The organism is Orrella daihaiensis (assembly GCF_022811525.1).
GTDB lineage: Bacteria > Pseudomonadota > Gammaproteobacteria > Burkholderiales > Burkholderiaceae_B > Algicoccus > Algicoccus daihaiensis.
The window spans coordinates 1,905,773-1,918,433 of record NZ_CP063982.1 but is presented as its reverse complement, the minus strand read 5'-3'; the positions used below and the strand labels follow the sequence as shown (position 1 = coordinate 1,918,433).

Genomic DNA, 12,661 nt, shown 5'->3' with positions numbered 1-12,661 from the left:
TAATTTTTAACCCGGAGGTCAGTGCGTCGTGAGTGCTTCATTTCCCACCCCCTGGGGATTCCCCCCCGGTATGGATCAGTCCGAACTTGGGCAGATCCAACAGCAATTCATGCAACAGTGGCAGGCCCTGGCTCAAGCAGCCGCTCAAGGCGAACTGCCAGAAATTAAAGACAGGCGATTTGCAGATCAGGCCTGGAAGTCTAGTCCCATGCATGCCCTGATGGCGCATCTTTATTTGCTCTCAGGCGACGCTATGAAGCAGTTGGCTGACGCTGCTCAGGTTGAACCAGAGGTGAAGGATCAACTGCGGTTTTCTGTGTCGCAGTGGGTTGATGCCATGTCACCCGCAAATTTTCTGGCAACCAATCCGGAAGCACAGCAGGCGCTTATTGAGTCGGGTGGTAAGACGCTACAGACAGGTATTGAAAACTTTTTGAAAGATTTGCAAAAAGGTCGCATTACTCAGACGGATGAAAGCGTGTTTGAAGTCGGGCGTAACCTGGCCATTACCCCTGGTGCGGTTGTCTTTCAAAACAAGTATTTTCAGCTGTTGCAATACACGCCAACCACCGAGACGGTCTATCAGCGTCCTTTGTTGATGGTGCCGCCTTGCATTAACAAGTACTACATCATGGATTTGCAGCCAGAAAACTCGCTGGTTGCCTATCTGGTGTCGCAAGGGTTTACGGTATTCATGGTGTCCTGGCGCAATCCGCTACCGCAAGACACTGACGGTATTCAAACTGCCACCTGGGATGACTATATCGAAGACGGTATCCTGACAGCTATCGATGTCGCTCGTGATATTTCAAGTCAAGGTAAAGTCAATGTCCTTGGTTTTTGTGTCGGTGGCACGATGCTGACGACAGCATTGGCTGTGTTGGCTGCTCGTGGTCAAGAGAAGGTGTCTTCCCTTACGTTACTGGCCACCATGCTGGATTTTGTAGACACTGGTGCTCTGGGCGTCTTTGCCAATGAGCCGCATGCCCGTATTCGCGAGCATTCGATTGGTACAGGCGGCTTGATGACTGGTCGGGAGTTGGCGAGCACCTTCTCGTTTCTCAGGCCCAATGAGCTGGTCTGGAACTACGTGGTATCTAACTATCTCAAAGGCCAGACGCCTGTGCCATTTGATCTCTTGTATTGGAATAGTGACAGCACCAATTTGTCGGGGCCATTTTTCACGTGGTACTTTCGCAATGCCTACATCGAGAACAATTTCAAGGAGGCAGGCAAGGTCAAGGTCTGCGGTGAAAAAGTCAATTTCGGGAAAATCGATGTGCCAGCGTATTTACTGGCATCCAAGGAAGACCACATCGTCCCTTGGCAAACGGCATATCACTCGGCTGCCTTGTTAGGTGGCGAGATTCGTTTTGTACTTGGCGCATCGGGCCACATCGCTGGTGTTATCAATCCGACATCAAAAAACAAGCGACATTATTGGGTGTCGGATGCCGAAGTCGCGGTCACGCCAGAGCAGTGGGTTGATTCCGCGCGTGAACATCCTGGAAGTTGGTGGCCTGACCATACGGACTGGCTTAAGGCTAGTTCTGGGCGACGCGTAAAAGCTAAAAAACAATTGGGCAATGATCAATATCCGGTCATTGAGGATGCGCCTGGCAGCTATGTAAAAGTGCGCGCTGTTTAAAGGGTTCTAACATCAGTTTTTATCTTGTGTGAAAAAACTGATGCACATTAATAAAAAGACTTTTTGAAGGGAGAGGAAGATGGAAAAGAGAGTTGCCTACGTGACTGGTGGCATGGGTGGCATCGGGACAGCGATCTGCCAACGACTGGCTAAAGAAGGTATGACCGTGGTTGCCGGGTGTGGCCCAAGCCGTGATTATGACCGCTGGCTTAAGGAGCAGGCAGAGCAAGGTTTTCAGTTTTATGCGTCAGTTGGGAACGTTTCCGACTGGGACTCGACCGTAGCCGCCTTCAAGAAAGTGAAAGATGAGCATGGGCCCATTGCTGTGCTGGTCAATAATGCCGGTATCACTCGTGATGGCGTGTTTCGGAAAATGAGTGAAGATGACTGGCGTGCCGTGATGGACACCAATCTGAACAGCCTATTCAATGTCACCAAGCAAGTGATAGACGACATGGTTGAGCATGGCTGGGGACGAATCGTCAATATCAGTTCAGTGAACGGTCAAAAGGGGCAGTTTGGGCAAACAAACTATGCGACTGCCAAAGCTGCTATTCACGGTTTCACCATGTCCTTGGCACAAGAGGTGGCGAGCAAAGGGGTGACTGTGAACACGGTGTCGCCCGGTTATATCGGTACTGACATGGTTCGTGCTATCCGTCCGGATGTCCTTGAGAAAATTGTGGCGACCATCCCGGTCAAACGCCTGGGTGAACCATCCGAAATCGCCTCGATTGTGGCCTGGATCGCTTCGGAGGATGCAGGTTTTGCGACAGGAGCTGACTTCTCTTTGAACGGTGGCTTGCACATGGGTTAAGCTTGACGCAATACTTCAGGCTGCCAGGTTCTATAAGGCAGCCTGAAATTAGCGCAAGATTTCTTGGAACGACAATGACAGATCAAACTGCAGCAGACGCTACTAGAATCATTAAGAAATATCCGAATCGCCGGCTGTATGACACCCAGACCAGTAGTTACATCACCTTGTCTGATGTGAAGCAGCTCGTGCTAGAAAACGAAATCTTCAAAGTGGTAGATGCCAAGTCGGGTGAGGAGCTGACCCGTAGCATTTTGTTGCAGATTATTCTTGAGGAGGAAAGTGGTGGTGTGCCCATGTTCTCTTCAGAAATGCTGGCGCAAATCATCCGTTTCTATGGGCATGCCATGCAGGGCATGATGGGTGCTTATCTCGAAAAAAATCTGCAAGCATTCAAGGAAATCCAGGACCGTGTGACCGAGCAGTCCAAAGGCCTATATGGCACCCAGTTTGGGCCGGAAGCTTGGACTCAATTCATGAACATGCAGGCGCCAATGCTTCAGACGATGATGAACAATTACGTCGAGCAAAGCAAAAACATGTTCGTGCAGATGCAAGATCAGATGCAGGACCAGACGCGCGCCATGTTCTCTGGCTTTCCCTTCAAGCCGAAAGAGTAGCCGGATTTTTAAGGCAGGTTTCACCGCTAGCGTCTAAGAAACAAGGCAGGATTGACGCGGGCATTGTTTAAGCTGACATTCCAGTGCAGATGTGGGCCGGTGGATCTACCTGTGTTGCCGACACGGCCGACGACTTCTCCACGTCTGACGATATCGCCAGGTAGCAAGTTGATTTGAGATAGATGGCAAAACATGCTGATGACGCCTTGTCCATGATCAATGAAGATCGTTAAGCCATTGAAGTAATAATCACCAATCAGAAGCACGCGGCCGTCTGCCGGGGATTGCACCGGCGTGCCTTTAGGAGCGGCAAAGTCTAGTCCCGAGTGTGGATTGCGAGGCTGACCATTAAAAAAACGCTGCAACCCAAAAGGGCTCGATAAGCGACCGCTTATCGGCGGATCGAATATCAGGTTTGACGGTTCATTTTCGCTAAACGTGCCGTAGGCAGCGATTTGCTCGGCAAGCTCGGATTTGATGCGTTCAAGGGTTTTAGGCGGCGGACTGACCATGGCGCGGTCTTTCAGGGTGATATGCTGGCTTTTGTACTCATATGGTTCAATCTTGACTGCAATCGTACGACGAGAGTCCGGCGTGCTCACATTCAGGTCAATTGATCCAGGTTCGGTTGTTAACGGCACCCCGACTATCGCCCACCATGACTTGTCATCAGCCATAACCAGTACTCGATGATCGCCCAAAAAAGCCTGTGGTGCCGAGCCTGTTTCACCTATTGCCATAATTGGCACCACCGCTACTCCCCCGGGGACTGGATGATGCAGTTGTTGCTGCAGTTCAAATACCGAGTTGGCAGAAAGCGTTTGGTGAGCCAGAGATATGATCACAACGCAGACGGCTTTGACGAATGTCTTTAGAGAGAGTGGCTGGCCCATTATGCGTGGTTTCAAATTTGGTAATCGGCTTGGTACGGCATGCCTAGTTTTAGTTTGCCACCAACGTTGGATCGAACCACGGCGTTCATGGCGAAACAGATGGCGTGATCCATGAATGTTAGCTGACGATATTGAGCCAGCGTTGTACTGATTTCCGCTTCTTTGATCGCCGTGTCCGGATTGATATCCGGTATTTGACAGCGAGGGCATGGTTTGACGAGTTCAAGTTCAAGCACTTGGCCGTCAGCCATGAAACGCAGACTGCTAAGTCGATCCTCATCGTGTACATCTAAACCGTCTAGTACCAAGTTTGGGCGAAACCGTCTGGCATCCACAGGGTCCAAGCCAAGCTCCATCAGTCGCTCATTGAGGTGCCGCAGGCTTGCCTCAGACAGGACATTGACTGCAAAGCCGTCGGCAAACTGTAGCCCTGCTTGAGTGCCCCGACACCACGATTGTTCGGAAAAGCGCGCTTGTCTGGGGTCAAATTGAACTAGCCTGAAATGACGACCCGGTACTTCGAGAAACTCATCTAACCAATGAGCAGCAACATCACCCATGTCTAATGCCAGCAGCCTATCATTCCAGACGCTGACGGAAATGGTCGGTGCCGTGAGGGGTGCAAACGGTACAGCGATGTCAGGCAGGCCTGGCGCAGATAAATGCAGGAATTGGTCATTGACCTTCGGTTCGATCCAGACCAGATGTGGAATTTGCCGCTGGGTTTGGAAGTGACCCGCGTCATCGATAATGAGCCACTGGCGGTCGTGGGCCAAACCTACGGGTGTGAGTTCGGCTTCAGGCAACGCTACACTGGCGCAAGATTTGATAGGATAAACAAAGAGTTGGGTGAGCGTGCCCGTTATATCGGCCATGGCTGGGAACAAACTACATATTACGGTTGATGGTTCACAGATTAATCGGTTATGGCGCTGCTGTGTGTATCTAAAGGGGAAAAAGTCATGCCTTCATTTGATGCAGTTTCTGAAGTAGACAAGCATGAGTTGATGAATGCTGTCGATCAAGCCAACCGTGAGCTGGTGAATCGGTTCGATTTCAAAGGTACTGATGCAAAGTTCGAGCTTAACGAGTTTGTAATTACGCAGCAGGCATCAAGTGCTTTTCAGTTAAAGCAAATGATGGATATCTTGCGTGGCCGAATCAGTGCACGAGGTATTGATGTGCGCTGCCTTGATGCGGCTGATCCTGTTGAAAATCTCGGCGGGGCTCGGCAAGTTGTCACGGTTCAACAAGGGATTGACCAACCGACAGCGAAAAAGCTCGTGGCGGCGATCAAGGCCGCCAAAATCAAGGTTGATACCCAGATTAACGGCGATAAACTGCGGGTGACGGGAAAAAAGCGCGATGACCTGCAAGCGGCCATCGCTTTATTAAAAACAATTGAAGTTCAGCGGCCACTGCAGTTCAACAATTTTCGTGACTAAACCTGTTGATTAAGTGTCCAGTCGTGAACGTCACCTATTTAGCGCTAGCGCTGGCCAGTGGTAACGTTCTCAAAAAGGTGCTTAAGCTCACGCGGTTGCGAACGCCAGTATTGGGGCGGTGCGCTGACCGTGGCGTTAAGTGCGGCCGCCGCATGCCAACCCCAACGCGGGTTGTAAAGCATCCCGCGCGCCAGAGCAATCATGTCAGCATCACCTGCTTGCAAAATGCTTTCGGCCTGTTGTGGCTCGGTGATAAGCCCGACTGCCATGGTCGGCATGCCAACGGCGGCTTTGATAGCTCGTGCCATAGGGACCTGGTACCCAGGCTCCAACTTGATTGTCTGTGCCGAGGATACCCCGCCACTTGAAACATCAATAAAGTCGCACCCCATCTCTTTGAGTTTGTGGGCTAGTTCAATACTTTGCTCGACAGTCCATCCACCATCCACCCAGTCGCAGGCTGAAATCCGGATGCCGACGGGCATTTCAGGTCTGACTGCTTTACGTACAGCCTCGAAAACCTCTAGCACAAACCGCATGCGGTTCTCGAGGCTACCCCCGTACTCGTCAGTTCGCTGGTTGGCAATCGGTGACAAGAACTCATGCAATAAATAACCGTGCGCAGCATGAAGCTCAATTCCATCGAGGCCAAGTCGTTCTGAACGCTTGGCTGATTCGATAAAGGCTTGTTTGATGCGCTCCAGCCCCTTCGCGTCCAACGCATGAGGGGGCACTTCGTGCTCGTTATGTGCGATGGCGCTCGGGGCGTAGGTGTGCCACGTAGTTTGCGCCTCAGGCAACTGCTGTCCTCCATCCCATGGACGTGCGCTCGCCGCCTTACGGCCGGCGTGGGCTAACTGTATGAAGAGCTTGGCATTCGAAACCTTGCGAACTGCTTGTATGACGCGCGCCAGTGCTTGCTCGTTGTCATCATTGCACAGCCCCAAACATCCTGGTGTGATTCGACCTTCAGGTTCGACCGCAGTGGCCTCCAGAATGACCAGACCAGCACCTGACATGGCCATATTGCCCAAATGGATGATGTGCCAGTCAGTGGCGTTGCCATCAACGGCAGAGTACTGACACATGGGTGCAACGATAATTCGGTTTGGGAGCCAGGTTTTACCTAACTCAATTGGGCTGAATAATTTGCTCATATTTGCATTGATCCGGAGGAATTAGTACGTTGCTGATGTCTTGTAATATTCATATCATCATGATTTTTAGCAGAGGGCGTGGAGCTTGCCTAGAGTATCGATTAAGTTAAGTTGGACTTTGGTTTCAAGCGCTGAACCTTACTGTTTGGATCAAGCGTCTATTGTTTTTATCTGAAAATTATTAATCTTGTTGACATCTATGCCAGTTACCGTGATAGTTCAGGGTTTGTTTACCCCGCACCGCATAAAGACAGGAGAGGTCATCATGAATATCAGGGCTTGGCTATCATCATTATTGCTATGTTTCGCATTTGGATTTGCCGGCACCGCAGCGGCCGAAGCGCTTAAACCCAGTGGGACAGTCAAAATCGATCAAACTCAGGTTGGCTTTATCATCGGCGGTAATTTCGGTGGTGGCACATTAACCGTTGACGGTAAAAGCTACGGATTTCAGTTAGGGGGGTTGAGTCTTGGGGCTAATTTTGGGGCATCGCAATTGGCTGCTAGTGGTGAAGTCTATAACCTTAAAAAGTTAGAAGACTTTGAAGGAAACTATGTCTCCACTGGGGGGCAGGCTGTTCTGGGTGGTGGTGTCGGCGGAATGCAATTGCAAAACGCCAAAGGTGTCATCATGCGACTGCAGGCAACTGCGACCGGATTACAGTTTAATGTTGGCGCCGGCGGCGTCAATGTCTATTTCGACAAGAAGTAATTTTCAATGGAGAGGGAAACGCAATGACATCACGACTCATGAAACGGTGGGCTGGCGCTTTGGCAGCAACGGGTGCTCTGGTATTGGCTGGCACAGCAGTTGCCGAAACGGCCAAACAACCCGTGGCACAAGTCAGTATTGATGAAACCCAGTTCGGTTTCATCGTCGGTGGCAGTATGGGCGGTGGCGTGTTGACCTATGAAGGTAAAAAATACCCTTTCAAGATGGGTGGTTTGAGCCTTGGTGCCAATATCGGTGTCTCTAAGTTCTCGGCTGTTGGTCAGGTCTACGATATGAAAAACATTTCCCAGTTTGCCGGTACATATGTCCGCTTGACTGGCTCGGTAGCGCTCGGGGGCGGTGTGGGTGACATGACGCTAAAGAACGAGAACGGTGTCATCATGAGCTTAAAAGGCACGACTCAGGGACTGCAGCTTAATGCGGGCGCCAGTGGAGTGACGGTGACACTCGAGAAGTAAATAAGCAGCTCGTCGTTCTGACGCGACCTGCTTCCTCAAAGGGCTTGCTTTAGCAAGCCCTTTGTTTTATCCAGATGCCAATATGCAATCTGAGCCGAAGTCAGGCATACTTAAACGCCGATCAACAATAGACAAGCAGGGGATCGCTGTCGTGAGTTCAATACTTCTGGGTTGCATTGCTGACGATTTTACGGGCGCAACCGACTTGGCCAACAATCTTGTTCGCACTGGGATGCGAGTGGTGCAAACAGTCGGTGTACCCGATGAATCCTTGACCGAATCGGCCGATGCTGTAGTGGTGTCATTGAAGTCGCGAACGATCGCGCCTAATCAAGCAGTGCAGCAGTCACTTGCGGCACTTGCTTGGTTAAGAGGTCAGGGTGCCAAGCAGATCTATTTCAAGTACTGTTCAACATTTGACTCCACTGAGCAAGGTAATATCGGCCCCGTCACTGATGCCCTCATGCAAGCACTCGGCGCTGAATTCACCATTGCGACGCCAGCATTTCCTGATGCGGGACGAACGGTTTATCAGGGTTACCTGTTTGTAGGCAATGTGCTGCTCAATGAAAGCGGCATGCAGGATCATCCATTAACCCCCATGCGCGATCCTAACCTTGTGCGCGTACTAAAGCCACAAACTGCTCACTCAGTCGGTTTGGTTGACTATCGTGCAACCACGAACAGTGCTGCCGCGGTGTCAGAACAGTTCGAACAGTTAAGAAGACAGGGCGTGGGTATTGCCATTGTTGATGCAGTGGGCAATGATGATCTGCTACGAATTGGCCAGGCGGCAGCGGACTTGGAGCTGGTCACAGGCGGTTCTGGCTTGGCAATTGGCTTGCCTGCAAACTTTGGGATTGAGCCTAATGCTCAGGCAGCCAAACTGCCTGAGCCAACCGGTCAATGCGCAATCGTCTCTGGCAGTTGTTCGCGCGCCACGCAGGCACAGGTGGCCAATTTCATCGAGCAAGGTGGCACGGCCATCGCTATGGATCCCGTTGCTTTAAGTCAGGACTCGTCTAGGCTCGAGCATTATCGGCAACAGGCGCTTTCGGCGCTTGCTGTGGGTCCAGTGTTGGTTTATTCGACGACCTCGCCTGAGCAACTCGTGAAAGTTCAGGCCGCACTCGGTGCCATGCAAGCCGGCGAAATGGTTGAGAAATGGATAGCGAGTATTGCTTGCTCACTGGTGCAGGCTGGTGTCGGTCAGTTGATTGTGGCTGGCGGGGAAACCTCGGGAGCAGTGGTTCAAGCGTTGGGGGTTGAGCAGCTTAGGATCGGTGCTCAAATTGATCCCGGCGTTCCCTGGTGTTACGGCTACGCCAAGCTACAAACCAGGTCGATACCGCTACACATCAGTTTGAAATCAGGCAATTTCGGCGCAGTCGATTTCTTTACTAAAGCGTTCAAGGTGCTGGTTCCATGAGCTACCCTGATTTATCGGCTGAGTTGATGCCATTTGCGGCCGAGATTGCATCGGTAGGCGCCAGCTTACATGCGCGCGGATACGTGCATGGCACGACAGGCAATATCAGTGTTAGGGTAACAACGCCCGCTTTTAGCGGATATCTCATTACCCCGACTGATGTCAGTCTCGGTGCACTTGACCCAAGACGAATGGCAGCGATCGATCTGGATGGCAAGCAACAATTTGGTGATCCTGCCAGTAAAACGATCGCTTTGCATCGGGCGATCTATGGGGCACAGACAGATGCAGGCGCTGTCATCCACACACATTCGCACAATCTTGTGCTTTTGACGTTATTGGGCGTCTGGAAATCTGCAAGCATATTGCCGCCGATTACCCCTTACCAAGTCATGAAAGTTGGGCCAGTGCCCTTGATTGGCTATGCAGTCCCCGGTCATGATGTGGTCCCCCAAGACGTCGTCGAGCGGATTCAATCCATGCGATCCAAGGGCGTGATCTTGCGCGCTGTCATGTGTGATCGGCTTGGGCCGCAAGTATGGCATCAGAATCTATCGAGTGCGATGGCAGCACTCGAAGAATTAGAGCAAACAGCCAGATTATGGATAGACGCTAATCGCAATGTTCAGCCCTTAGCTCGCAGCCAGCTCGACGCGCTGCGCGAGCGGTTTGGCTGCGTTTGGGCCGATTAGAGACATTTGGGGTTGGCGCTCGTTAGACCACGCAGGAAGCGGTACCGCCATCCATGCTGATATTGACACCAGTGATGTAGCTTGCCTGATCAGATGCCAGAAAAACGACGGCCTGGGCAATCTCTTCTGCGCTTGCGAGTCTTCCAAGGGGTACCTTGGCGGTGGAGCGCTTGAGCGCCTCTTCCATCTCGATACCTTCCTGTTTGCAGATTGCTTTCAGACCCTCTTGGAGTCGCTCGGTCAGTGTCTGTCCCGGGTTGACACCGTTGATCCGTACACCCTGCCGACCGAAAGCAGCTGCCATGCCAGCTGTAGCTAACATCAAAGCCGCATTGGCGCTGCCACCGGGTAGATGCACCGGTGCAGCGGTCTTGCCACCGGCACCGATGACATTGATAATCACGCCTTTGCCACGTTTTGCCATCTGTTGGGCCACTGGACTCATCATATTGATGTAGCTGAAAAATTTTGCATCCAGTGCGGCCCGCCAGTCTTCAGGCGTCAGTTCAGCAGCAGGTGTACGTTTGGCCGCGCCAGCAGAGTTCACCAAAATGTCAAGATTGCCAAGTTGTGCTTGAGCTTTATCAAGGGTGTTCTGCGCAGCCTGATGATCAATTAGATCTGCGCTGTAGATGGCCAATTCAATATGCGGAAACTGTTCTTTTAGTTTGGCCTGAGCCGCATTTAGGTTATCCATGTTGCGTGACACCAGGCTAATACGCGCACCTTCTTCAGCGAATAATTGTGCGCAAGCGAAACCAATGCCTTTGCTGCCACCGGTAATGAGCACGTGTTTGCCCTTGAGTTTCAAATCCATCTTGGTCTCCGTCTATTGAGCAGTTGTTTTAGATTTACCGAGTGTCAATCGAAACAAGTCGATTTGAGTCTTTTCAGTGCTATCTTCGCATGAAGAAACACTGTTTTTGTGTTGCTTGCGATATTAATTCAATGATTGGTGGGTTTTTATGCACACGATGCCCTGGGTGATTAAGCCTGTGGATTTTAAGGATGAGCGTCAGGTAGGTGCGTTTTTGCAGTTGCTAGATATGTACGCCCGTGATCCGATGGGAGGAGGAGAGGGCCTGACCGAGCAGGTCAAGGCTCGACTAGCCGCTGAGCTGCCAAATGCGGGCGGTATTCACCTGATTGCTTGGCTAGATGATCAAGCCGTTGGTCTTTTGAATGCTTTTATGGGGTACTCCACTTTTAAAGCGCGCGCACTTATCAATGTGCACGATATTGCCGTCGATCCGGATTATCGAGGGCAAGGGGTGGGGCAGGCCTTATTGGCTGAGCTTGAGTCGATTGCCAGAGCTAGAGCTTGTTGCAAATTGACCTTGGAAGTTTTGTCGGGCAATACAAAAGCTCGTAAATCTTATGAGCGGTTTGGATTTGAAGACTACGCGCTAGATCCCCAAATGGGGGTGGCCTGTTTCATGCAGAAGTGGCTCTAAGAAGCTGATTTTGTTGAATTGAACGGCAGGTTACCGGTGACTTTAGGTTTTCTGTGAGCTGGTGGATACGCCTAGTGCTATTAAGGAATAGGGCAGATTGGTTTTGTGTGAACGTGTACTATGAGTCCATTAATAATGAAATGAGCATTCGCCTTGCGGATCTCATTGCTGGAGAAAGTGGGGCCAATGGCTGAACAAGAGAAAGGTAAACCACTATCGGTGGTCATTCGGCAACGCCTGCAGGCTGCTAATCGGCGATTCCATGCTAACGACAATATTTCCGACTTCATTGAACCTGGAGAACTTGAGTTATTGCTAGATGAAGTTGCAGACAAGATGAAAGGGGTGTTGGATAGTCTTGTCATTGATACGGATAGTGATCACAATACCAATGACACCGCTCGGCGGGTAGCCAAAATGTATCTCAAGGAGGTTTTCAGTGGCAGATATGCCAAGCTGCCGGCGATTACCGAATTTCCGAATGCCGAGCATTTGAATGAGTTGATGATTGTCGGACCTATCACGGTTCGTAGTGCTTGTAGTCACCACTTTTGCCCGGTGATCGGTCACGTCTGGATCGGTATCATGCCCAATGAGCATACCAACGTCATCGGTCTGTCGAAATATGTTCGCCTTGCTGAATGGATCATGGCTCGGCCTCAAATTCAGGAAGAGGCGGTAGTGCAATTGGCTGATCTCATTCAAGGAAAGACCCAGCCCGATGGCCTGGCGGTTGTGATGAGCGCTAAGCACTACTGTATGGCCTGGCGAGGTGTACGAGACATGGGAAGCCGTATGATTAATTCTGTTATGCGTGGCTGCTTTTTGAAGGATTCCAATTTGCGCCGCGAGTTTCTGTCATTGATTCCCAAGGAGGATCGGTAATGCTGGTGCGTCTTTTGTATGTTAGCCGTGCTGCCGAGGGCAAGGTCACCCCTGAACTGACTGAATCGATCATGGCAGCAGCGCGTGCCTATAACCTTGCCAATGGCATCACAGGTGTGCTTTGTTATGGTGGCGACGTCTTCATGCAGGCAATTGAGGGCGGCCGCGATGAGATTAATGCGCTCTACGGAATCATCATGCGCGATGGCCGCCACAAAGACGTTGTTTTATTGCATTACGAGGAAATCCAGGAGCGTCGATTCGGTGGTTGGACCATGGGTCATGTCAACCTGGAAAAACTGAATGCATCCGTTGTTCTCAAATACTCGGAAAAACCAAAGCTTGACCCATATAGTATGTCTGGCAAGGTTTCGCTGGCGCTTCTGGAAGAGTTGATGCTGACGGCATCCATCGTCGGGCGAGCCTGATT

General features: G+C 51.1%; 15 protein-coding genes. 11 read left to right on the top strand and 4 right to left on the bottom strand.

Annotated features, from left to right (window positions below):
• Window positions 1-28 precede the first annotated feature (28 nt).
• The 3 genes from phaC (at window position 29) to phaR (ending at window position 3,085) form a co-directional block, all read left to right on the top strand.
• Entirely contained in the window at window positions 29-1,648 is a 1,620-nt protein-coding gene (phaC, locus tag DHf2319_RS08930; protein WP_369810173.1) for a class I poly(R)-hydroxyalkanoic acid synthase, read from the top strand.
• 79 nt (window positions 1,649-1,727) lie between these two features.
• Window positions 1,728-2,465, top strand: a complete 738-nt coding sequence (gene phbB, locus DHf2319_RS08925; RefSeq protein WP_243477870.1) for an acetoacetyl-CoA reductase — start codon at window positions 1,728-1,730, stop codon at window positions 2,463-2,465.
• Between the two features lie 74 nt (window positions 2,466-2,539).
• Window positions 2,540-3,085, top strand: a complete 546-nt coding sequence (phaR, locus tag DHf2319_RS08920; protein WP_243477869.1) for a polyhydroxyalkanoate synthesis repressor PhaR — start codon at window positions 2,540-2,542, stop codon at window positions 3,083-3,085.
• A gap of 26 nt (window positions 3,086-3,111) precedes the next feature.
• Here phaR and DHf2319_RS08915 read toward each other — a convergent pair whose 3' ends face one another.
• Together DHf2319_RS08915 and DHf2319_RS08910 are read right to left on the bottom strand one after the other, a co-directional pair.
• On the bottom strand, window positions 3,112-3,978 hold the full coding sequence (locus DHf2319_RS08915) for a peptidoglycan DD-metalloendopeptidase family protein (RefSeq protein ID WP_243477868.1): 867 nt from the start codon (window positions 3,976-3,978) through the stop codon (window positions 3,112-3,114).
• An 11-nt stretch (window positions 3,979-3,989) separates the two neighbouring features.
• The gene (locus tag DHf2319_RS08910) at window positions 3,990-4,853 is read right to left on the bottom strand and encodes an MOSC domain-containing protein (protein WP_243477867.1); all 864 of its coding nucleotides are present in this window, start codon (window positions 4,851-4,853) and stop codon (window positions 3,990-3,992) included.
• Between the two features lie 87 nt (window positions 4,854-4,940).
• Between DHf2319_RS08910 and DHf2319_RS08905 the strand changes: the two genes are divergently transcribed.
• A complete protein-coding gene (locus DHf2319_RS08905) occupies window positions 4,941-5,423 on the top strand; it encodes a YajQ family cyclic di-GMP-binding protein (protein WP_243477866.1) in 483 nt (160 codons plus the stop codon).
• 44 nt (window positions 5,424-5,467) lie between these two features.
• On the opposite strand, the gene DHf2319_RS08900 is transcribed toward DHf2319_RS08905, so the two are convergent.
• Window positions 5,468-6,580, bottom strand: coding sequence for an NADH:flavin oxidoreductase/NADH oxidase (locus DHf2319_RS08900; protein ID WP_243477865.1), 1,113 nt, complete (start codon window positions 6,578-6,580; stop codon window positions 5,468-5,470).
• A gap of 265 nt (window positions 6,581-6,845) precedes the next feature.
• On the opposite strand from DHf2319_RS08900, the gene DHf2319_RS08895 reads away from it, so the two are divergent.
• The 4 genes from DHf2319_RS08895 (at window position 6,846) to DHf2319_RS08880 (ending at window position 9,892) form a co-directional block, all read left to right on the top strand.
• Window positions 6,846-7,292, top strand: coding sequence for a DUF1134 domain-containing protein (locus DHf2319_RS08895; protein WP_243477864.1), 447 nt, complete (start codon window positions 6,846-6,848; stop codon window positions 7,290-7,292).
• Window positions 7,293-7,315: 23 nt separating this feature from the next.
• Entirely contained in the window at window positions 7,316-7,771 is a 456-nt protein-coding gene (locus tag DHf2319_RS08890; protein WP_243477863.1) for a lipid-binding SYLF domain-containing protein, read from the top strand.
• A 151-nt stretch (window positions 7,772-7,922) separates the two neighbouring features.
• Window positions 7,923-9,200, top strand: coding sequence for a 3-oxo-tetronate kinase (gene otnK, locus DHf2319_RS08885; protein ID WP_243477862.1), 1,278 nt, complete (start codon window positions 7,923-7,925; stop codon window positions 9,198-9,200).
• Entirely contained in the window at window positions 9,197-9,892 is a 696-nt protein-coding gene (locus DHf2319_RS08880; protein ID WP_243477861.1) for a class II aldolase/adducin family protein, read from the top strand. The genes otnK and DHf2319_RS08880 overlap by 4 nt, the downstream gene beginning before the upstream one ends.
• Before the next feature lie 22 nt (window positions 9,893-9,914).
• On the opposite strand, the gene DHf2319_RS08875 is transcribed toward DHf2319_RS08880, so the two are convergent.
• Window positions 9,915-10,709, bottom strand: a complete 795-nt coding sequence (locus DHf2319_RS08875) for an SDR family oxidoreductase (protein ID WP_243477860.1) — start codon at window positions 10,707-10,709, stop codon at window positions 9,915-9,917.
• Between the two features lie 148 nt (window positions 10,710-10,857).
• Between DHf2319_RS08875 and DHf2319_RS08870 the strand changes: the two genes are divergently transcribed.
• From DHf2319_RS08870 to DHf2319_RS08860, 3 genes are all read left to right on the top strand, one after another.
• Window positions 10,858-11,346: a GNAT family N-acetyltransferase gene (locus tag DHf2319_RS08870; RefSeq protein ID WP_243477859.1), complete on the top strand. Its 489-nt coding sequence runs from the start codon at window positions 10,858-10,860 to the stop codon at window positions 11,344-11,346.
• 186 nt (window positions 11,347-11,532) lie between these two features.
• Window positions 11,533-12,231: a GTP cyclohydrolase I gene (folE, locus tag DHf2319_RS08865; RefSeq protein WP_243477858.1), complete on the top strand. Its 699-nt coding sequence runs from the start codon at window positions 11,533-11,535 to the stop codon at window positions 12,229-12,231.
• On the top strand, window positions 12,231-12,659 hold the full coding sequence (locus tag DHf2319_RS08860) for a BLUF domain-containing protein (protein WP_243477857.1): 429 nt from the start codon (window positions 12,231-12,233) through the stop codon (window positions 12,657-12,659). Before folE ends, DHf2319_RS08860 begins: the two co-directional genes overlap by 1 nt.
• Window positions 12,660-12,661 lie beyond the last annotated feature (2 nt).